The organism is Bifidobacterium moraviense (assembly GCF_012932365.1).
Lineage (GTDB): Bacteria > Actinomycetota > Actinomycetes > Actinomycetales > Bifidobacteriaceae > Bifidobacterium > Bifidobacterium moraviense.
The window spans coordinates 75,544-96,423 of record NZ_JAAIIH010000009.1; the positions used below are offsets into that span (position 1 = coordinate 75,544).

Annotated in this window: 15 protein-coding genes and 1 pseudogene; 6 read left to right on the forward strand and 10 right to left on the reverse strand. The window is 63.3% G+C overall.

The genetic code is table 11. The annotated features are described in order from the left end of the window. Window positions 1–2: 2 nt before the first annotated feature. Entirely contained in the window at window positions 3–209 is a 207-nt protein-coding gene (locus G1C96_RS06710) for a hypothetical protein (RefSeq protein ID WP_025263185.1), read from the reverse strand. A 1,098-nt stretch (window positions 210–1,307) separates the two neighbouring features. On the opposite strand from G1C96_RS06710, the gene G1C96_RS06715 reads away from it, so the two are divergent. Next, window positions 1,308–1,469, forward strand: a complete 162-nt coding sequence (locus G1C96_RS06715; protein ID WP_169275834.1) for a hypothetical protein — start codon at window positions 1,308–1,310, stop codon at window positions 1,467–1,469. Between the two features lie 120 nt (window positions 1,470–1,589). Here G1C96_RS06715 and G1C96_RS06720 read toward each other — a convergent pair whose 3' ends face one another. The 5 genes from G1C96_RS06720 to kdpA form a co-directional block, all read right to left on the reverse strand. Next, the gene (locus G1C96_RS06720; RefSeq protein WP_169240062.1) at window positions 1,590–2,303 is read right to left on the reverse strand and encodes a response regulator; all 714 of its coding nucleotides are present in this window, start codon (window positions 2,301–2,303) and stop codon (window positions 1,590–1,592) included. Then, window positions 2,300–5,302: an ATP-binding protein gene (locus G1C96_RS06725; protein ID WP_169275835.1), complete on the reverse strand. Its 3,003-nt coding sequence runs from the start codon at window positions 5,300–5,302 to the stop codon at window positions 2,300–2,302. The genes G1C96_RS06720 and G1C96_RS06725 overlap by 4 nt, the downstream gene beginning before the upstream one ends. Window positions 5,303–5,468: 166 nt before the next feature. Continuing rightward, window positions 5,469–6,101 carry a K(+)-transporting ATPase subunit C gene (kdpC, locus tag G1C96_RS06730; RefSeq protein WP_169240060.1) on the reverse strand — a complete coding sequence of 211 codons (633 nt, stop codon included), beginning with the start codon at window positions 6,099–6,101 and terminating at the stop codon, window positions 5,469–5,471. A 31-nt stretch (window positions 6,102–6,132) separates the two neighbouring features. Then, a complete protein-coding gene (gene kdpB, locus G1C96_RS06735; RefSeq protein WP_169240059.1) occupies window positions 6,133–8,307 on the reverse strand; it encodes a potassium-transporting ATPase subunit KdpB in 2,175 nt (724 codons plus the stop codon). A gap of 1 nt (window position 8,308) precedes the next feature. Continuing rightward, window positions 8,309–9,985 carry a potassium-transporting ATPase subunit KdpA gene (gene kdpA / locus G1C96_RS06740; protein ID WP_169240058.1) on the reverse strand — a complete coding sequence of 559 codons (1,677 nt, stop codon included), beginning with the start codon at window positions 9,983–9,985 and terminating at the stop codon, window positions 8,309–8,311. Window positions 9,986–10,458: 473 nt separating this feature from the next. On the opposite strand from kdpA, the pseudogene G1C96_RS10255 reads away from it, so the two are divergent. From G1C96_RS10255 to G1C96_RS06770, 5 genes and pseudogenes are all read left to right on the forward strand, one after another. Continuing rightward, window positions 10,459–10,578: pseudogene (locus tag G1C96_RS10255) on the forward strand (HAD family hydrolase); the annotation flags it as partial. Window positions 10,579–10,598: 20 nt separating this feature from the next. Continuing rightward, entirely contained in the window at window positions 10,599–11,054 is a 456-nt protein-coding gene (locus tag G1C96_RS10455) for a hypothetical protein (RefSeq protein ID WP_169275821.1), read from the forward strand. Continuing rightward, window positions 11,051–12,172, forward strand: coding sequence for an XRE family transcriptional regulator (locus G1C96_RS10265; protein ID WP_169240056.1), 1,122 nt, complete (start codon window positions 11,051–11,053; stop codon window positions 12,170–12,172). The genes G1C96_RS10455 and G1C96_RS10265 overlap by 4 nt, the downstream gene beginning before the upstream one ends. 223 nt (window positions 12,173–12,395) lie before the next feature. Next, window positions 12,396–13,682, forward strand: coding sequence for an ISL3 family transposase (locus tag G1C96_RS06765; protein WP_205832081.1), 1,287 nt, complete (start codon window positions 12,396–12,398; stop codon window positions 13,680–13,682). A gap of 118 nt (window positions 13,683–13,800) precedes the next feature. Continuing rightward, window positions 13,801–14,802: a LacI family DNA-binding transcriptional regulator gene (locus tag G1C96_RS06770; protein ID WP_169275836.1), complete on the forward strand. Its 1,002-nt coding sequence runs from the start codon at window positions 13,801–13,803 to the stop codon at window positions 14,800–14,802. A gap of 105 nt (window positions 14,803–14,907) precedes the next feature. Here the strand turns inward: G1C96_RS06770 and G1C96_RS06775 are convergent, their stop codons facing one another. The 4 genes from G1C96_RS06775 to G1C96_RS06790 all read right to left on the reverse strand — a co-directional run bounded on the left by G1C96_RS06775 (window position 14,908) and on the right by G1C96_RS06790 (window position 20,539). Then, window positions 14,908–16,938 carry a glycoside hydrolase family protein gene (locus tag G1C96_RS06775; protein WP_169275837.1) on the reverse strand — a complete coding sequence of 677 codons (2,031 nt, stop codon included), beginning with the start codon at window positions 16,936–16,938 and terminating at the stop codon, window positions 14,908–14,910. Window positions 16,939–17,272: 334 nt separating this feature from the next. Continuing rightward, entirely contained in the window at window positions 17,273–18,211 is a 939-nt protein-coding gene (locus G1C96_RS06780; protein WP_236023786.1) for a carbohydrate ABC transporter permease, read from the reverse strand. Between the two features lie 24 nt (window positions 18,212–18,235). Further along, window positions 18,236–19,186 carry a carbohydrate ABC transporter permease gene (locus G1C96_RS06785; protein WP_236023785.1) on the reverse strand — a complete coding sequence of 317 codons (951 nt, stop codon included), beginning with the start codon at window positions 19,184–19,186 and terminating at the stop codon, window positions 18,236–18,238. A 12-nt stretch (window positions 19,187–19,198) separates the two neighbouring features. Continuing rightward, the gene (locus G1C96_RS06790) at window positions 19,199–20,539 is read right to left on the reverse strand and encodes a sugar ABC transporter substrate-binding protein (RefSeq protein WP_169275838.1); all 1,341 of its coding nucleotides are present in this window, start codon (window positions 20,537–20,539) and stop codon (window positions 19,199–19,201) included. Window positions 20,540–20,880 lie beyond the last annotated feature (341 nt).

Consider the following 20,880-nt stretch of genomic DNA (forward strand, 5'->3'; position numbering starts at 1 on the left):
GCTCAGCCCAGAGCCACCGCGTTGAAAATCTGCGCAGCCGCGATGATCATGCCTCCACCCACGATCTGCCACAGTCCCGATTGCGTCTGCGGCCCGTTATGATCCTTCAGACCGCCACCGAATGTGACGGCGCCCCACACCAGCCACAGTCCGCCGCCGATAGTGGCGAACCTGACGAATAACTGAAGCACCTGATTCAACAAATCCACGACGGCCTCCTCTGATGACGATCAAGGAGCCCGACAGGCAACGGTCTCCGTTGACACTCATCGTCAGGGAAAACCGGCGGGATAGCGGCGGACAGATAGATCATGTAGATCATGCAAGACGTAAAGCACATGCGAGACATACGTTCCTTAGACCCAGCCCAGAATCTCCGAGCAGGGTTTCCCGTTTCAGGAGTGAGTTGTGACGAGGTGAGCATAGACGGCTTGTCGTAGGCCAAATCTCTCGGGACTTGCCGAATGTTAATAATGCGTGCTAAAATTTCGGAAAACAATAAAATTGCATAATCGCAGAGAATTGCAGGAAGGTCATGGACCGCATAGAACTCATAAAGCAGCGTCTCGCGCCAATCAACGACATGATTCCCACGAATCTCCCTCTTGCGAAGGGCCGTGCCATGGCAGCCCTTGATGCGTTAGGGGTAAGCCGCAACGAGTACAAAGGACACTATGCGGAAAACTTTCTTGCGGCGCTGCGACAGTTGCTCCTCGAAGATCCAGTTGATGACTGGAAGGTCAGCGGGGCGTCCAACTGCTTGCATCTTATGGATCCCGAGACTCATATGAAACTTAGGTTCATCAAGGAGTTTGCGTTTGGAGGACTGCCTCCGGCAGGTAAGAATCTGCGTCGGACTCAGGCTTGGTGCCAAGAGCCTCTTTCCCTGTTCGACCGATGGGATTCCAACAGCAGGTATCCTCTTGACGGCACAGAGATCGTAGTGCTGTGCTCTCGGGGGCTCTAGCCGTGAGTACGCCGATCGCCGCGGCCGTTGGCGACTGGTTGAGTCGCGCCACGCACGCCGATCCGCCGATCGATCCCGGTGACATCATCCTTCTTCTCACCATCGGCGTGACGGCCGCATTTGCCGTCTGGTATCTGCACCGGCGACTGCGCGGCCGGCCGGACGGTCTGCTCGCCGTATCCACGAGATTCTGGCCGGTCGAGCCGGTTGCGTTTCCGGACACGACGGATGGTGACGGCGAGGATTCCGACGGCGATCCGATCGCCTATCCGATTCACTATATCCAGTTCACTCCCGATGTAGACCGCACGTTCGTCCTGCCGTTGGATGTCTGCATGGCATGGCCGCGGCGATCGCCTCGGAATCCGAGCAGCAGGGCTGGCAGGAGCCCGAGCTGGTGGGGCACGGCCGCCGTCAGCGGTTCATGACGCTGGGCCACCCCATCGTGGCGGGCGACGTGATCCGAGCCATCCCCGAGGCCATCGCCGACGTGATCGCCTGAGAGCCTGAGAGCCTGAGAGCCGAAGAGCCACATTGCTTGGCTTCCCTCGCTCAGGGAAGCCAAGCATTCTTTTATCCGCAAAACGGTCACACCATCCGGTCGCATCATCCGCCGACCGTCTCAGGCCTCCGGTTCGCCGTTGATGTCGAGACGGTAGCCCATGCCGGTCTCCGTCTTCAGGTATCTGGGCCGCGCGGGGTCCGGCTCGATCTTCTTGCGCAACTGTGAAATGTACAGTCGCAGATAGCCGGTGTCCTTGACGTGCTGCGCCCCCCAGATCGAGGTGAGCAGGTCCTGACGGGTCACGAGCTTGCCGGCATTGCGCACCAGCACCTCGAGCACCTTCCACTCGGTGGGCGTGAGCCGCACGCGCGTCTCGCGCCCCGCTTCCCCGCAGAATACGGCATGGGCGTTGAGATCCACGGTCACGTCGCCGAACCGCACCAGCGGCGTCTCACTTTCCGCCGTGCTCTCCTGCGCGACCCGGCGCAGCAGGGCGCGGATGCGGGCCAGCAGCTCGTCGATGGAGACGGGCTTGGTCACATAGTCGTCGGCACCCGCGTCCAACGCCGCCACCTTCTCACGCGCGTCGGTGCGCCCGGACACCACCAGAATCGGCGCCTCGGCCCAACCGCGCACACCCTGGATCACACCCATGCCGTCCATTCTGGGCATGCCGAGATCCAGCACGAACAGGTCGGGGTGCTCCTCGACCGCCACCGTGATGCATTCGACGCCGTCACGCGCGGTGACGATGTCGTAGCCCTGCGAGTGCAGGGTGATCTTCAACGCCTTGAGAAACTGCGGATCGTCGTCCGCCACCAGAATCTTCATCGGCGTGCCTCCTCTCCCGAATCCGTCATCGACGGGTCCCAACCCGTCGCTCTGTCACCGGCGCCGCCACCGTCGGCGACGGCATCCATCGAGGCCGGTTCCACGCCGGACTGTATGCCGTCCGTGGAATCGTCGTCATACCGTCGTTCATCATCATCCGCTTCCGCAACGTCATGCCGCTCACCGGCGTCAGGCGCGGCATCGGAACCTGACCCCGCGCTCTCCCCAGCGCCGGCGTCAACCGAGGAGTCGGAATCGTCGGAGTCCGCATCCCCCTCATCCCTGCCGCCGTGCATGATGCCGTAGTTGATGAACCGGTCGAGCCCGCGCTCGTCGGACTGCCCGCTGCCCGGCAGCGGCAGGATCACATCGGACACGGCCCCCGAAACGTTCAGCGTGTCCTTGGCGATGATGTCGGCCGGATCAGGTCGGTCGTCGGCCGGAATCGGCTGTCCGACACGCAGCTTCTGGTCGGCCACACGCAGGGTGATCACGATGGTCAGGCCGCCGCCCGGCGTGTCCTGGGGACTGATCGAACCGCCCATCGATTCGACGAACCCCTTCGACAGCGCCATGCCCAGCCCCAGACCGGTGGTGTTGTCCGTGTCGCCGAGGCGGTGGAACGGCAGGAAGATATCATTCTTGCGCGAATCGGGCACGCCGGGGCCCTGATCGGCCACGCGGATCTCGACCACGCCGTTGAACGAGGATGCGGACAGCCGCACCCGCTTGGAGGACGGGGTGAACCGCATCGCGTTGACCAGCACGTTCGACAGCGCGCGGCGAAGCAGGGCCGGATCGGCCACGACCAGCGGTAGGTCGGGGGCGATGTCCAGATCGATGGACCCCGGTCCGATGCCGAGTTCGTCGAACAACGGGATGATCTCCTCGCCCACATCCGTGGCCACCAGCGACAGCGGCAGCGCGCCCTCGCGGATGCGCGAGACGTCGAGCAGGTCGGTGACGAGCTTGGTGAGCTGCTTCAGGCCGTTGGAGGCCACGCTGAGCAGTTCCTTGCGGTCCCGCGCGCTCATCGTGTCGCCCATGCGCTGCAGTCCGGAGACGGCGGCGGTGGCCGAGGCGAGCGGACGGCGCAGGTCGTGGCTGACCGCGTTGAGCAGGCCGGTGCGCACCTTCTCGGCGGCGGCGAGCGGCCCGATCTCGCTGGCCTTGCGCTCCAGATCCTTGTGCTCGAGCACGGTCTGGATCTGCGAGAGGATGGCCAGCAGCATGCGCTGGTCCGACGCCTCGACGGGTTTGCCGTACAGCTTGAGCTCCGGTCCGTCGTCCGACATGGCTATGGTCTCCGGCTCCTCGACGGACACGGCGAGGTCACCGTCGCCGTCAATGGCGGAATCCGTCCTCGTGCCCGGTTCGCCGTCCGAGATGATGACGTGGCCGTCCTGCACGACGCGCACGCAGGAGAATCCGAACGCCTCGCGGGTGCGGTGCACGATGGCCTGAAGCGGATCGTCGCTGCGCAGCACCACCCCGGCCACGCTGGCCAAGGTCTCCGATTCGGCGCTGGCGCGCTGGGCCTGCCGCGCGATGGTGTCGGCGCGGTCCACCACCGCGGAGACGATGACGCCCACGAGCACGTAGAGCACGATGGTCACCATGTCCGAGGCGCGCATCACATGGAAGGTCCCCATGGGCACCGTGTAGAGCAGGTCCAGCACAAGTCCGGAAAGCACCGCGCACACCATGGCGGGCACAAGCCCGCCGATCACGGCGGAAACCACCACCAGCAGCTGCAGCACCAAGGCGTCGCGCTGCGCATAGGTGGGCGCGCTGAACTGGTACAGCATCCAACCGGCGAGCAGCACGGACAACACGGCGAACGCGAACCCGGCCGCCCTGCGCCTCCACGCGATAGGATGCCTATTCGAGGAGGGCATCCTGAAGCCCTTGTTGACGAACGAGTGCGTGACGATATGGACGTCGATATCGCCGGATTTCTCGATGATGCCGTTGGGCGTGGAGGGCCGGCCCAGCCAGCGCGAAAGCGCGTTGCGCCGGGAGACGCCGACGATCACCTGCGTGGCGTTGTTCGCACGCGCATAGTCGAGCAGGGCCTCCGAGATGTCCTCGCCGACGATCTGATGATAGGTGCCGCCCAGCTCCTCGACGAGTTCGCGCTGCTTGATGAGCAGGGCGGGATTGGAGCCGGCCAGCCCGTCCTCGGGAGTGACATGCACGGCGATGAGGTCGCCGCCGCCGGACGCCCGGGCCACGCGGGACCCGCGCCGCAGCAGCTGCTCGCCCTCGGGCCCGCCGGACAGCGCAACGATCACGCGCTCGCGCGTCTCCCATTTGGCGTTGATGTGGTGTTCCTCGCGGTAGGCCTTAAGCGCCTCGTCCACGCGCCCGGCCAGCCAGAGCAGGGCCAGCTCACGCAGGGCGGTGAGGTTGCCGACGCGGAAGTAGTTGCTCAGGGCCGCATCCACGCGGTCGGGCTTGTAGACGAATCCGGCGGCGAGACGCTCGCGCAGGCCTTCGGGCGGCAGATCGACCAGTTCGACCTGGGAGGAGGAACGCAGCACCTTGTCCGGCACGGTCTCCTTCTGGGTGCTACCGGTGATCTCACGCACCACGTCGTTGAGCGATTCGATGTGCTGCACGTTGATGGTGGTGATCACGTCGATGCCGGCGTCGAGCAGGTCCATGACGTCCTGCCAGCGCTTCTTGTGCACCGATCCGGGTGCGTTGGTGTGGGCGAGCTCGTCGACGAGCGCCACCTGCGGATGCCGTTCGATGATCTTGAACAGATCCATCTCCTCGAGCCACATGCCGCGGTAGCGCAGATGCCGCCGCGGCACCATCTCGAGCCCATCGGCGGCCTTGGCCGTGGCGGCGCGACCATGGGTCTCCAACAGGGCGATGACCACGTCCTTGCCGTCCTCCTGCAGGCGATGCCCCTCCTTGAGCATCGCGCACGTCTTGCCCACGCCCGGTGCGGCGCCCAGCAGCACCCTGAACGTTCCTCGTGCCTGTGCCATATCAGCCCCCGTATTCCCAGACATCCCAATACGACTGTATACGATAAACGCCGTCAGGGGTGGCGGCGCGAATGTCCCGCGTCACCACCCCTGACGACCGGCCGCCGCCTGCCACGGCGATCGACGACAACGCATCAGTCGAATCACCGGCAGACCGCATGCCGAATCACTTGAGCTCGTCAAGCGCCAGATTGAGCCGGACCACGTTCACCGTGGACTCGCCGATGAAGCCGAGCCCACGACCGGTGGTGTACTTCCGGACCAGATTCTCGACCTGCTCCTCGCTCAGACCGCGCTCCTTGGCCACGCGCTTGACCTGAATGGCCGCGTATTCGGGGCTGATCTCCGGGTCGAGTCCGGAGGAGGACGCGGTGACGGCGTCGGACGGCACGTCCTTGACGCTCACGCCCTCGCGCTTGGCGATGGTCTTGCGCAGTTCCGTGGTGGACTTGACGAAATCGGCGTCGGCATGGCCCTTGTTGGTGCCGGCGGACGCGGCCGCGTAGTAGCCCTGGCTGTCCTCGTCCTTGTTCGGGTCGGATGCCGCCGAAGGACGGGACTGGAAGTACTGGGGCAGCGCGTCGCCGTTGGCGTCCGTGAAGGACTGGCCGATCAGCGACGAGCCGACGACTTCCCCCTGCGCGTTGGTAATCATCGAGCCGTTGGCCTTGTCGGGCATGCCGAGCTGGCCGATGCCGGTCATCACGAACGTGTAGACGATCACGATGACGGTGAAGACGATCACCGCCTTGAGCCCGGCCCAGTAGGCGCGCAGGTTCAGCGAAATGGTGTTCTTCATGACAATCACTCTTTCCTAATCGCTCTTCGGATCAGAAGCCCGGGATCAGACGGACGAACAGGTCGATGATCCAGATGCCGACGAACGGCGCAATGATGCCGCCCAGGCCGTAGACCTTGAGGTTGCGGCCCAGGATCTTCTCGCTGGCCTCGGCGCGGTACTTGACACCCTTCAAGGCCAGCGGGATGAGCAGCACGATGATGATCGCGTTGAAGATGATCGCGGAGAGCACGGCGGACAGCGAGCTGTGCAGACCCATGATGTTGAGCACGCCCAGACCCGGGAACTTCTCCATGAACATGGCCGGGATGATGGCGAAGTACTTGGCCACATCGTTGGCGATGGAGAACGTGGTCAGGGCGCCGCGCGTGATGAGCAGCTGCTTGCCGATGGCCACGATGTCGATGAGCTTGGTCGGGTCGGAGTCGAGGTCGACCATGTTGCCGGCCTCCTTCGCGGCCGACGTGCCGGAGTTCATCGCCACGCCGACATCGGACTGGGCGAGGGCCGGGGCGTCGTTGGTGCCGTCGCCGGTCATGGCGACGAGCTGACCTTTGGCCTGCTCCTTCTTGATGTAGGCGAGCTTGTCCTCGGGCTTGGCCTCGGCGATGAAGTCGTCCACGCCGGCCTCCTTGGCGATGGCCTTGGCCGTGAGCGGATTGTCGCCGGTGACCATGACGGTGCGGATGCCCATCTTCCTGAGGTCGGCGAAGCGCTCCTTCAGGCCCTTCTTGACGACGTCCTTCAGCTGGACGACGCCGAGCACCTTGGCCTCACCGTTCGCGTGCTGCTCGGCGACGACCAGCGGCGTGCCGCCTTGGCCGGAGATGGCGGCCACGCGGTCATGCAGGGCGTCCCTCACCTCGGTGGTCATGGTGCCGCCTTCCCTGTCGATCCATGCCTCGACGGCGGAGGTGGCACCCTTGCGGATGCGGTCGCCGTTCGGCAGGTCGAGGCCCGACATGCGGGTTTCGGCGGTGAACGGCACTGCCACGGCTCCCGGCACCTCGTCCACGTCGAAGCCGTCGGACTTGGCGAGTGCCACGATCGACTGGCCTTCGGGTGTGGCATCGGCCAGCGAGCTCAATGCGGCCGCCTTGACGATGTCGTCATGATCGATGCCGGGCAGGGCGTGGAATTCGGAGGCCTGACGGTTGCCGTAGGTGATGGTGCCGGTCTTGTCGAGCAGCAGCGTGGTCACGTCGCCTGCCGCCTCGATGGCGCGGCCGGAGGTGGCAAGCACGTTGCGCTGCACCAGACGGTCCATGCCGGCGATGCCGATGGCGGACAGCAGGGCGCCGATGGTGGTCGGGATGAGGCAGACGAGCAGGGCGACCAGCACCGTCAGGCTCACGGAGGCGCCCACCGCGGAGGCCTGCGGGTTGATGCACAGCACCACCACAAGGAAGATGATGGTCAGGGAGCTCAGGAGCACGTCCAGAGCGATCTCGTTCGGGGTCTTTTGGCGGTTGGCGCCTTCGACCAGGGCGATCATCTTGTCGACGAAGCTTTCGCCGGGCTTCTGGGTGATGCGCACCACGATGCGGTCGGAGAGCACGCGGGTGCCGCCGGTCACCGAGGAGCGGTCGCCGCCGGATTCGCGGATGACGGGTGCGGATTCGCCGGTGATGGCGGATTCGTCCACGGAGGCGATGCCGGAGATGATGTCGCCGTCGCCGGGGATGAGCTCTCCGGCGGAGACGACGACCACGTCGCCGAGCTTCAGGTCCGAGCTGGGGACCTCCTCGATGTAGGACGGGCCCTCACCGCGCTCGGGGGCGCGCACGTCAGGGTCGTTCTTCTCGTCGTAGCCCTTGACCAGACGGGCGGGCGTGGTGGTACGGGTCTTGCGCAGCGCGTCTGCCTGCGCCTTGCCGCGGCCCTCGGCCACGGCCTCGGCGAGGTTGGCGAACAGCACGGTGGCCCACAGCACGATGGCCACGATCCAGGTGAAGTAGACCGGCTCGCCATCGGTGAGGGCGGTGTCGAACAGCTGGCACACGCCCAGCAGGGTCAGGAACGCGGCGCCCACCCACACGATGAACATCACGGGGTTGTGCCACATGTTGCGCGGGTCGAACTTGCGGAACGCATCCGGCAGGCTCTTGCCCAGCATCGCGCCCAACGACTGCTCGTTGGACTTCTTGACGTCGTTCGCGATGGAAGTCGCGCCGTTGTTGACGTCGTTCGCGGTTGCGGAAGTCATATCAAGCCACCAAACCTTCTGCCAACGGTCCCAGAGCAAGCGTCGGGAAGAACGTCAGCGCGGAAATCAGGAAGATAACGAACACCAGCAGGACGACGAACAGACCGTTGTCGGTCTTCATCGTGCCGGCGGTCACCGGCACCTTGTCCTGCTTGGCAAGCGAACCGGCCAGCGCGATCACCAGGGCGATCGGCAGGAAACGGCCGATGAGCACCGCCAATCCCAGCGTGGTGTCGAGCCACGGGGTGTCGGCGGTGAGTCCCGCGAAGGCGGAGCCGTTGTTGTTCGCGGCCGAGGTGAAGGCGTAGACGACCTCGGAGAAGCCGTGGTTGCCACTGTTGTTGAGCGACGTGTCGAAGATCGACTGACGTGCGAACGGCACGGCGAAGCTCAGGGAGACGCCCACCACCACGGTGATCGGCATGACGAGGAAGTACAGCGAGGCCATCTTCATCTCGCGCGGGCCGATCTTCTTGCCGAGGTATTCCGGCGTGCGGCCCACCATGAGGCCGGCGATGAACACGGCCACGACGGCCATCACGAGGATGCCGTACAGGCCCGCGCCCACGCCGCCCGGGCTCACCTCGCCGAGCATCATGTTGAGCATGTAGATCATGCCGCCGAGTGCGGTGTACGAGTCGTGCATCGAATTGACGGCGCCAGTGGAGGTCGAGGTCGAGGTGGTGCCGAACAGGCCGGACCACACGATGCCGAAGCGGGTCTCCTTGCCTTCCATGGAACCACCGGTCAGGGAGGTGATCGGGTCGCTGGCGAAGGATTCGGCGGTCACCACGGCGAAGAAGCTGATGCCGAAGATGATGACCATCGCGCCGAGCAGCGCGTAGCCCTGCCGGATGTCGCCGACCATGCGGCCGAAGGTGCGGGTCAGGGCCACCGGAATGGCGAGCATGAGGAGAATCTCGATGAGGTTGGTCCACATGTTCGGGTTCTCGTACGGGTGCGACGAGTTGGCGTTGAAGAAGCCACCGCCGTTCGTGCCGAGCTCCTTGATGACCTCCTGCGAGGCCACCGGGCCCTGCATGATCTTCTGGGTGCCACCGGCGACGGTGTTCACGTCCACGAACCCGGCGAAGTTCTGCGCCACGCCGAGCGCTATCAGGATGATGCCCATGACGATGGAAATCGGCAGAAGGATGCGCATCGTGCAGCGGGTCAGGTCGACCCAGAAGTTGCCGATGGTCTCCGACCTGCGCCACGCGAACCCGCGCACGAGCGCCACGGCCACGGCGATGCCCACGGCCGCGGACACGAAGTTCTGCACGGCGAGGCCGGCGAACTGCACGGTGTAGCCGAGCGTGACGTCCGGCGAATATGACTGCCAGTTGGTGTTGGTCACGAACGAGGCCGCGGTGTTGAACGCGAGCGGGCCCTGCACGTTCGGGAAGCCCAGCGAGAACGGCAGCCACTGCTGCACGCGCTGCAGCAGGTAAAGCACCAGCACGCTCATCAGGGAAAACCCGAGCACACCGCGCAGATACGCCTTCCAGGTCTGGCCTTTCTTGGAGTCAACGCCGACGACCTTGTAGATCCACTTCTCGAAGAAGAGGTCCTTGTCGGTCGTGAACACGTTGAACATGTAATCGCCCAGCGGCTTGTAGATCGCCACAAGGATGATGGCAATCAGCGCGAATGCCATGATCGCAAATACATATACCATGTGATGAACCTTTGATTCCTAAGATCTCTCAAGTACAGTCCGGTATGGTTCAGAACTTCTCTGGCCGGCACAGGGAATAAATCATGTAGGCGATTCCCGCGATAGCCAGCACGACACCCAGCACAGTGAAGAACGTCGTCATAGCTTGTCCACCCACTTTCCGAACAGGTCGAACAGCACGAAGACGACCACCGTGCCCGCAACGTAGGCAACATCTACCCACCAAGGCATGTCATTCTCCTTATCATCGAACAAACCCGGTGCCGTGTTCCGCCTCCCGCTAGGGGCCGCGCGACATCGTCATCGGGTCATTGCGATTCCTCATCGTATGGAGCGAGCGGTCAGGACGAGGCGGTTTTTACGGGTTGCATATGTGCTCGGGGGCTCCGCGCGGCGATTCCTAACGCTTTGCTAACACCGGTTATCCGGCCGGCCCGTACACTGGTTCACGGACCTGAATATATGGAGCTTGTATGGCTGACTGCCCCATCACCGATGTGATCTTCGACTTCTGCGGCGTACTGCTTGATTGGGACACCCGCGCCTGCCTGACCGGACACTTCCCGGACGACGTGGTCGCGGCGATCTGCGCGACCGCATGGACAAGTGCGGCGTGGGCCTGCGCACGGCGTGGTTCATGCGCCGTCGCATCATCGAGTGCATCCAACGCTACAACCCCTCGTTCAACGCCGTCGCCGGCGACCGGGTGGAGATCGACGAGACGTACTTCCGCGACAGCTACAAGGGCTACCGCAAGGGCACCATGCCACGTCCCGCCCGCAAGAGCGGCAAGAAGGCCGCGAAACGCGGCCTGAGCAAGCAGCAGGTGTGCGTCGTCACCGGCATGTGGACGGAAACCTCGGATCGGTTCCTCTGCGATGCCGTTCAGCCCCTTGATGCGGGCAGTTTTCCACGACGTGCAAAGGGGAAACTTATCTTAGCCATGCCGATTGGCGTTCCCGCTGACATGTTCGACAAAATGGCCTTCGATGGCGGCGAAGCCGAAGAGCGCATGGTCCCGCACACCAATACAATCATTAGGGAAAGTAACACACTGGAGACAAAATGAACGATTTCAACCCCGACCGAATCGAACTGGCTCGTGAATGCCGGGGTTGGAACAAGAAGGAATTGGCGGGCATCAGCGGTCTGTCCGCGTCGCGCATCTCCAATTTGGTCAACAGAAAGACTCGATTTACCGAATCCGACGCGGAACGATTGGCCTTCGTAACCGGGTTCCCTATCGGATTCTTTGTGCTCCCCGATCAGTCGGTGCCCGTCGATCAGCTTACGTTCCGTAAGCTGGCCAAGATGAAATCCTCTCTGGCCAATCAGGCCATAACGGAATTTCAACTTCTCCTGGATACAGTGACGAAGCTCGAATCGATGACTCACGCCTGCCCGGAACCTTTGTGGCTTAATGGCATTGCCCCGCGTATAGATCCCTCCCTTGCGGACATAGAACGTCTCGCCGGTGAAGTCCGAACCGTCTGGGGGCTGTCTTCTCACGGGCCGGTGAAGGACGTCACACGCAGTATGGAGAGAAGCGGTATTCTTGTTGTCCCTCTAGCGGCGCCGATTAGCGATTCAACAGCAGACGGAGTCAGCAGCCCCTCCGTTCCTCATGCTAAGCACGTAATCGGATACTTTCCCGAAGAAAAGCCCGGAGACCGACAACGATTCACTGACGCGCACGAGCTCGGGCATCTTGTGCTTCATCGTTTTAGGAGACCCAAGGACCATCGAAGTCTGGAATTTGAGGCCAATGCTTTTGCCGGCGCCCTGCTTATGCCAGAAGAGGATGCACGTGCTTCAATTTCTAAATTCACATCGCTGAATGCTCTTGCAACACTAAAGGCGGAGTGGGGAGTATCCATAGCCGCCCTTATTGCACGTGCCGGTCGATTGGGCATATACGATGCGGAACGGCAAAAATCCTTGAGGATTCAGATGGCGAATCGCAAATGGAACAAGCAAGAGCCGATAGCAGTAAAGAACGAGCATCCGACCCTCTTTAAACAGGTGCTCGCTAGCGCCTTCAGCGACGTACGCGATTACAGACACCCTGCAGTGTCCATCCAAGCCATTGAAGGGTTCCTTGGATTGCCCGCTGAATTAGTGAATCATTGGTGCGGCGATGATTTACGGCTTGTTGACGGTTTTCCCATTGAGGGCGCGGTTGTCTGACGACTCGTTTAGCCAAAGATGGCTGGAATGCTATCGCAACATTCCAGCCATCTTATGCATTGCCCCCTGTAGGGACGATTGCAGTTTATCAGCTGCCGGTCACTTAAGTGGCTCTTCCGATTTTGGTGTGTAAGGGCCGTGCGGTTTCATTCGGTGTGTGATTGAAAAAGTGAAGGAAACCGCGCGGCTTGGTAACGAGTCTAGCGCGTTCGACGGCCGGGTCCTGCTCGGTCTGGACAGACTGCGCCTGAATCCCGTCTCGCAGAGGCACGTGGTGTCGGGCTCGCGGGCGGGAGTGTGGCTGATCGGCTGCGAGCCGGCGGACGAGACCGCCCGGTATTGCCGGGAATGCGGGGCCATGGGTCGGGTCCGTTCCTCGTGGCGGCGCCGGCTCGCGCATACTCCCGTCGGTCAGCATGCCGTGCACCTGCTGGTGCGGGTCAGACGGTACGAGTGCGTGGCGTGCGCCCGCTCGTGGACCGACGACCTGACCCACATAGCCGACGGGGGACGGCGGCTGACGGACGCGGCCGTGTGGTGGGCGGCGGCGGAGGTGGTGCTGAAGTCGAAGAGCGTGCTCGCATGCGCGCATGACCTGCACTGCTCGTGGGGTGCGTTGAACCGGGCCGTGTTGGAGAAGGGCGTGAACGTGCTGGCCGCGGACCCGCGCCGGCTGGACGGCGTGGAGTCGATCGGCGTGAACGAGAATGTGTGGCGGCACACCCGCACCGGCAACCGGTACGTGACCGTCATCGTGGACCTCACCCCCAGAAGGACGGGCCGGCCGGCGCGGCTGCTCGACATGGTCGAGGGCAGGAGCGAGAAGGCGTTCGCCCGATGGCTGGAGGAACGCCCGCGATCGTTCCGGGACGGCGTGAGGGAGGTCGCGATGGACGCGTTCGCCGGATACAGGAAGGCCGCCGCGCGCCAGGTGCCCCGCGCCGTGGAGATCCTCGACCCGTTCCACATCGTCAAGCTCGCCGGCGACAGGCTCACCGCAGTGCGCTGCCGGCTCCAACGCGAGGCCACGGGCCGGCGAGGCCGGCGCGACGACCCGCTCTACAAAGGCAGGAGGAACCTATTGAAGACCGCGCGGCTCCGGACCGACAAGCAGCAGGCGCGCATCGACCTGCTGCTCTCCGATCCCGCGAACAAGCCGCTCGCCCTCGCGCACGGTGCCTACCAGAAGATCATCGACTGCTACGCGCAGGAGGACCGCGGGAAGGGACGGGGCATGATGGCCGAACTCATCGAGTCCCTCGCCGTCAGGGGCGCGGCGCCCGGATGCCCCGAACTCGCCACGCTCGGCCGCACCCTCAAACGCCGCATGACGGACGTCCTCGCGTTCTTCGACCACCCCCACGGGACGAACGGGCCCACCGAAGCCATCAACGGACGCCTCGAAACCCTCAGAGGCATAGCCCTCGGCTTCCGCAACCTCGACAACTACATCACCCGAAGCCTGCTCCACACCGGCGGATTCAGACAAGCCATCCAAGCCCACCTCTAAACCACCGCCCATACACACCAAAATGCGAAGAGCCACTTAAGTGTGAGATACCGTCGTCTTGCAAATCTCGGGTTATGCTGTAGTAAAACCCTTTACTAAAGTTTGCGGGGAGGATGTCATGGCCACGCTCAAGGAGGTCGCGGAACGGGCCGGGGTGTCGCAGAGCACGGTGTCGCGCTTGCTGAACGACCCGTCGTTCTCCATCAAGGAGGAGACGCGGCGGCGCGTGCTGCGAGTGTGCGAGGAGCTGGGATACCGCAACGTGTTCCGTCCCGCGATCGCTGTGCTGGACGCCCCTCCGTCCGGGGAGGAGCTGCAGGACGCATACTTCTCCGATCTGCGGAAGGTTCTTGCGGAGTGTGCGGAGTCGATGGAATTGGACCAGCCCACGTTCATCCGGTCCATACATGAGCTGACGGAACGCGCGGCGGAGTTCGATGGGTTTATCACCGTGGGTGCCGCGGTGTTTCCTGAAGCGGACCTGCGCGCCCTGCATGCGGTGCTCCCGCATGGCGTGTGCATCGACACGAATCCGGCACCGCACCTGTTCGACTCCGTACGGCCCGATCTGTCGCAGACGATGCTGGATGCCTTGGACGCGATGATCGCGGCGGGCCGCAGACGCATCGCGTTTCTCGGTGGCGTGGGCAGCATCATGGGCACGCATGACTATCCCGAGGATATCCGCGAACTGTCGTTCCGCCAGTGGGCTGCGCACTTGGGATTGGAAACGGACGGATTGGTGTATTCGTCCGGCACGTTCACCATGGAGAACGGTTATCGTCTCGCGGAGCAACTGGTGGCCGATCATCGTGAGGCCGGCAGCATGCCCGATGGTCTGATCGTGGCCGCCGACGTGCTCGCGGTGGGGGCGTTGCAGGCGTTGAACGCACTGCGCGTGGCGGTTCCCGACGAGTTGGCCGTGGTGAGTGTGAACAACCAGTCAATCGCCCGGTACACGTCGCCGTCGCTGAGTTCGTATGCGATTGATCAAAGGGAGTTGGCCCGTATGGCGTTCTCCACCTTGATTGATGGGTTGAAGCATGAGCGGCGGGTGCGTCGTCACATCCTGCTGACGACCGAGCTGGTGCCGCGCGCAAGCTTCGTCCCTCGGGCATAAGACGTCGTCTCGAAGACGGGCGGCACCGGCGTTGATTTTGCTGGAAGGAATTCCCTACATCATGGGGTTGCCGGCACCGGTGCTACAGCCCCATGATGTAGGGAATCAGCGTGTGCCTCGCAGTTCGCGGACGATGGCGGTGCCGTTGAAGCTGGTGATGGACGGCTCGGTGACGAAGCCCGCTTCGTTTGCATTATTGCAGTCGAACAGGATCGCGCCTGCATCCTCGCCGTTGTTAACGAACATCTCTGCCACGCCGTGGTCATAGAACACCTCCACGCGGGTCACCTGTTCGGTCGCGGAAACGTAATCGAAACCGTCTGTTGGCAGGCCGGTGGTGGTCAGATGCACGGATTGGCCGTCGCTTATGAGCCGCAGCGAAGCTTCGACGGTGGTACCGTCCGGCTGGGTGCGTACGCCGGAGACCAGCGTCATGGAGAACGCTGAGTCGGCCTTGGGATGGATATCCGCATAGTAGGAATGCTGCGGTGCGCTGACCTGCAAGTCGCGGGCGTTGCCCGGCTGATCGTCGATGCCGTCATTCACGAGTGCCTGAGCCGTGCTCAGACTGTCCGAACCGCCGTTCGCCTCAGATACCTCCGAGTTCTGCTCAGTCCCCGGAATCTCACCCAGCACGTCGCCGATCAGCAGATCGTAGACTTCCTCGATCGGGCGTGATGTCAGACGTCCATCAACCACATGCAGCTCGCGCGGCAGGCTCATCGCGCCATTGGCGTAGTCATCGCGTTCGATGCGTACGCCGAACCAGTCGCACAGCCAACCGATGGCGATGCGGCGATCCACGGCGTCGCCGTGCTCATCCGTATGACGGTCGCGGAACGACTGCACCGCGTAATAGCAGGAGCCGAAATCACACCATCCGGTATGGTCCACGCGCAGTCGCGGCGCATCGGCGGTGCTGTCGCTGATGCGGTCGGGAGCGCCGTCAATCGAGCCCGTATACCAGCGGATGGGCTGGAACCGGCCGGTGGCGTCGCGCAGTTTCATCACGGACCCGATCGCCACGGCCGTGCCGTCGAGCGAGAAGGCGTCCGGGCATTCGTAGGTGTACGCCTCGGGCAGGCCGGTCTCGAACAGGAATGGGCCAGCGTAACGCCATTCGGCCTTCCCCAGATCGGTGTCGGTGGCGCGGAACAGCGCGAGCGCCGGCGTACGTGTCAGATCGGGCTGACGCAGGCCGGGCGCGTCGCACGGGCTGTCGGCGAACCAGTACGACGTGCCGGACTTCGGTGCCGGGGCCGAGCCGGGCTCGCCGATTACGGGCGCCTGTTCGGACGGTAGGTTCGTGGCCACCACGATGGTCGGCGTGTCTGCGGATTCGGTGCCATCGAGCAAGGTGTCATCGATCTTCGGGTCGCGGAAGTCGAGCCCCATGTCCTCGGTCGGACGACGGATCACCGTCGTCTCGGGACTGAAGGTCAGTCCGTCAGTGCTGACGGCAGTGGTCTGCGTCTCCACCACGGAACCGGGCTCGCCCCGGCGCTCCCAATGGCGGGTCAGATAGATGCGGATGGCGCTGGCTTCGTCACCGGGCGCGATATGGCCATCGGCGTCCACGGTGACGGCGGAGCCGGAGAACGCGCCGCCTGCAAGCTGCGGATCCGCCGAAAGGTCGGGTTGCGGCAGCAACGCAACCGGTAGGTCCGTCCAGTGCAGCAGATCGCGGCTGACGGCGTGGCCCCAGTGCATGTTGTCCCACTGCCAGCCATACGGGTTGAACTGGTAGAAGAGGTGGTACCGACCTTGGAATCGGCACAGGCCGTTGGGGTCGTTCATCCAGTGCTGGGGCGGCTCGAAGTGCGCGTGTGGACGGTGCGCGGTGGCGCGGGTATCCGGTGTGATGATGCGGATGCCGTGCTCCATCAGGCGTTCGCCGCCGCTCAGATACGCAACGCCCAGTGTGAGGCCGTCAAGATGGAGCGTGTAGCGTTCGCCCGGCTCGAGTGGCAGAATGATGCGTTTACGGCGTTCGGCTGCGGTCAGATGCGCTTCGGTGGACGGCGCATTGGGATTCGAAGGTGTCAGTCGCAGGGTCGCCTGGGCACGACCGTCTCCGGTGTATTCCGCAAACGCCTCGAATGAGGTGTAATCGTCGGCATTGATGGTAATGGTCATGGGAACATACTCCTTGAAGACTGGGGTACGGCAAAATCGTATTCGCCGTCTGGCCTGTCGCAGTTGGGGCGATTCACTTGGATCGACGGGATGTGGGGGTGCGGATATAGATGATGCCGGATGGGTGAAAAAGGGGAAAACCCATCCGGCAAGTGTTGTTTGGTGGCAGCCCGTTATTGGCGAGGTTGCTGCCATGAACGGTTCAGTGGATTGTTTGCGTCACGCGTCGGTCCTGCAATGACGGACTCTCCTTCGGCGCGGCTCAGCGTTTCCTCGCGGCTGTCGTCGCTCGGCTGAGCCTGCAAGCAATCCACTGGATCGTTGGCTTCACGGCTCAGCCCTTGACGCCCGAGGACGCGATGGAGCTGACGAACTGCTTCTGGAAGATCACGAACACGATGATGATCGGCACGGTGATCAGCGAGCTGTACGCCATGATCTGGCCCCACGAAGTGGTCATCTGCTGGAAGTACTGCACGCCGATCATCACCGGACGCAGGTTCTCGGACTGCACCACCATCAGCGGCCAGACGTACTGGTTCCACATCGGCAGGAAGCTCAGGATTACCACGGTGGCGGTGGCCGGGCCGGACAGCGGCATCACGATGCGCGAGTAGATGCGGAACCAGCCGGCGCCGTCCACGCGGGCGGCCTCGTCGAGGTCCTTCGGGATCGTCTCGAAGTACTGCATGTACAGGTACACGGAGAAGGCGTTGGCGATGAACGGCACGATCTGCACGGGTAGCGTGTCGATCCAGCCGCGCGTGAAGTACAGTCCGAACTGATCCACCACCGGGCGCGGCAGCTGGTTGACCCACCACAGCAGCGGGATCGCGTAGGTCTCAAACGGCACCATGAGCGTGGCGAGGATGAACGTGAAGATCACCTTCTTGCCGCGCACTTGAAGGCGCTGGATGGCGAAGGCCGCCATCGAGTTGACGATCACGCCGAGCACCACGGTCACCACGGTGATGATCACCGAGTTCATCAGGAAGGTGCCTGCCGGCACGCGGGTGAACACCTGCGCGTAGTTCTCGAGCGAGATGTGGCCGACCGGCAGGAACGCCTTGACCGAGCCGAGATCGGCCATGATCTCGTCATCGGGCTTGAGGGAGCTGACCACCATGAAGATCAGCGGGAAGGCGAACAGGCATGCGAACAGGATGCGCACGATCCAGCCGCCCACGGACAGTCGGTTGTGCTTGTAAGCCACTTTCCTGGATTCCTTCGCCGCGCGCTTGTCGTGCGCAGCCATAGTCGTTGCGTTGCTCATCATAAATCCTTTGCTTGTCTCTCGTTACTTCTCGCGGGTCAGGTACCGCTGGATGCCGGTGATCACCATGATGATGAGGAAGAACACGAGCGTGATCGCGGAGGCGTAGCCCATCTCCTGCTGCTGGAAGCCGGAGCGCACGGCCTCGAACACCACGGTGGTGGTGGCGTCGCGTGGGCCGCCCTGGGTCATCACGTTGATCTGGGTGAACAGGCTCATCGCGGCGATGGTGATGGTGATGAGGATCATGTTGCGCGTGGAACGCAGGCACGGCCAGGTCACGTTCTTGAACTGCTCCCAGGCCGAGCAGCCGTCGAGCTCGGCGGCCTCGTACAGTTCGCCGGGGATGGTCTGCAGGCCGGACAGCCAGATGAGCATGTGCTGGCCGACCGCCTGCCAGATGGACATCACGATGATCGCGCCCATCGCGGTGCGCGGGTCGTTGAGCCAGTCCACCGCCTGCCAATGGCCGAAGGTGAGCTTGGCTATGACCTGGTTGAGCATGCCGTCGTTCTGGTAGATGAACATCCACAGCAACGAGACCACCACCATGGAGGTCACCACGGGCAGGAAGTAGACCGTGCGGAAGAACACCGAGGAGCGGACCTGCTTGTTGATGAGCACGGCGAGCAGCAGGCCCAGTCCGGCCTGGACCGGCACCACGATCACGGCGAACACCGCCACGTTACGCAGTGCGAACCAGAACGTGGGATCGGAGAACAGTCGGGTGAAGTTCTCGAAGCCGATGAACCGGGTGGGGTTCGGGCTGATCGTGCGGGCGTTGGTGAACGCCAGTCCGAACGCCAGCAGCACCGGGATGCCGATGAACAGCAGCAGGAGGATGGAGGCGGGCAGCAGCATGGCCCAGCCCACGGCGTTCTCGTGGCGCTGCTCGGCGGTCCGGGTGACGCGGCCGGTGTGGCTGGTCGACTTGGCGTGTGTGGTGCGTGTGGAGGTTGCGGTTGCGTTGGTCATGATGATTCCCTCTCAGTTCTTCCGGTAGCCGTCGGCGCCTTGGATGTTGCCGTCGATGTGGTTGACCGCCTTGTCGAGCCAGGTGTCCACGTCGGCGCCGTTCATGATGTCGCCGATGGTCTTGCGGAACTCGGTGGAGATGAAGTTGTAAGCCGGGGTCTCGGGGCGCATCTTGACGTACTTCTTCGAGATCTTGGTGAAGATCTGCATGTCGCCGCCCTTGGAGAACTCCGGGACGAGCTGCTGAGCGCCCGTGGTGGTCGGGATGTTCATGCCGGCCTTGGCCATGGTGGCGATGTACTTGTCCTGCAGGGAGAAGCGGATGTAGTCCTGTGCCGCGGCCTTGTTCGGGCAGGACTGGGTCATGCCCACGGTCCAGGAGCCGCCGCCGGTCACCGAGCCGTGGCCGAAGTCGGCCATCGGCATGACCACGATGTCGTCGTAGTCCTTGGCGTACTTCTGGAAGGTGCTCATCGACCAGATGCCGCCGTAGAGCAGTCCGGACTTGTTGTTCACGAAGTCAAGCGCGGTATCCGAGCCGCCCTTGGAGGAGATGTAGCCTTTGGCCACGAGGTCTCGCATCCAGTGGGCGAACTCCTTGCCCTCCTTGCCGTTGAGCACTCCGTCGGAGCTCTGGTAGTCCTTGCGGTTGACCAGATCGCCGCCGAAGGACTGCAGGATCGGGCCGAAGGCATAGGCGTACCATTCGCTCTTGTTGTCGGCGGTGCCGATTTCGAACGGGTAGGTCCATTCGCCGCTGGCCTTGAGCTTGGCGAGGGCGTCGTTCATTTCGGTCTTGGTCCACGGCTCGTCGACTGTGGCCACGCGGATGCCGAGCTTCTTGAGCACGGACTTGCGGGCGAAGAGGGCCACCGTGGCGTCGAAGTAGCCCACGGTGTACAGATCGCCGTTCCAAGTGCCCTTGCCGGATTCCATGAGGTCGCCGGCGCGCTCGAGCAGTGCCTTGTCGGTCAGCGGTTCGAGGATACCGGCCCATGCCCAGTACGGGGTGTTGGGTTGGTCCACGTCCACCAGACAGGGCAGGTTGTTGGCCGAGGAGGCGGAGATGATGGAATCGTTGTACGAGCTCTGTGGGAAGGACTGCAGTTTGACGGTAGCCTTCTTGTCCGGGCTGGCGTTGTAGTCCTTGATGATCTGCTGGACGCCGGCAAGCTCGGCTTCGCTGCCGGCCGTGTGCGTCCATATGGTGATCTCGTTGGCGTTGGCCTTCGCCGCCGCGCGTGCCGCCTCGCCGCAGCCGCCCACGGTCGCAAGGCTCGCTATGGCGAGTGTCGCGGCGAGGGCCCTGACGACCGTGCGTCTTGTGGTGCGGTGCCTGTTGGTATGGGGCATGGTGCTCCTCCTTCTTTCTTGTTTCTTCCTTGAAAAGGTGTGACGGGGAAGTGCTGTGGTGGCCGCCCCGAGGGGGCGAACCGGTTCGATTCCGGTGTGTGCGGAATGGGATGGGGCGCGACGAACTGCTCTCGGCGTGTTGCTGGTGTTTCGCCGCTTGCCGCCGTTGCGTGTTGCTTGCTGTTTGCCGTTTGCGGGTGGATGGTTGTTGCTAGGGGGTGTTCCTATGTTTTTGTCAACTCCTTGGGGAGTTGACGTGTCGGGATTCCGGTTGGCTGTCGTGGGCGCGCTTCGCCCTGCCGGTGGCGTCCGGCGTCCTTTCCCGTGTGGCCCGGTTCAGG

Bases quoted from the DNA above. Each gene is read 5' to 3' on its own strand.
- G1C96_RS06790 (WP_169275838.1), bottom strand. From the start codon at position 20,539: ATGCCCCATACCAACAGGCACCGCACCACAAGACGCACGGTCGTCAGG.
- kdpC (WP_169240060.1), bottom strand. From the start codon at position 6,101: ATGAAGAACACCATTTCGCTGAACCTGCGCGCCTACTGGGCCGGGCTC.
- G1C96_RS06770 (WP_169275836.1), top strand. From the start codon at position 13,801: ATGGCCACGCTCAAGGAGGTCGCGGAACGGGCCGGGGTGTCGCAGAGC.
- G1C96_RS06780 (WP_236023786.1), bottom strand. From the start codon at position 18,211: ATGAGCAACGCAACGACTATGGCTGCGCACGACAAGCGCGCGGCGAAG.
- G1C96_RS06715 (WP_169275834.1), top strand. From the start codon at position 1,308: ATGGCCGCGGCGATCGCCTCGGAATCCGAGCAGCAGGGCTGGCAGGAG.
- G1C96_RS06725 (WP_169275835.1), bottom strand. From the start codon at position 5,302: ATGGCACAGGCACGAGGAACGTTCAGGGTGCTGCTGGGCGCCGCACCG.
- G1C96_RS06775 (WP_169275837.1), bottom strand. From the start codon at position 16,938: ATGACCATTACCATCAATGCCGACGATTACACCTCATTCGAGGCGTTT.
- G1C96_RS10265 (WP_169240056.1), top strand. From the start codon at position 11,051: ATGAACGATTTCAACCCCGACCGAATCGAACTGGCTCGTGAATGCCGG.
- kdpB (WP_169240059.1), bottom strand. From the start codon at position 8,307: ATGACTTCCGCAACCGCGAACGACGTCAACAACGGCGCGACTTCCATC.
- kdpA (WP_169240058.1), bottom strand. From the start codon at position 9,985: ATGGTATATGTATTTGCGATCATGGCATTCGCGCTGATTGCCATCATC.
- G1C96_RS06720 (WP_169240062.1), bottom strand. From the start codon at position 2,303: ATGAAGATTCTGGTGGCGGACGACGATCCGCAGTTTCTCAAGGCGTTG.
- G1C96_RS06785 (WP_236023785.1), bottom strand. From the start codon at position 19,186: ATGACCAACGCAACCGCAACCTCCACACGCACCACACACGCCAAGTCG.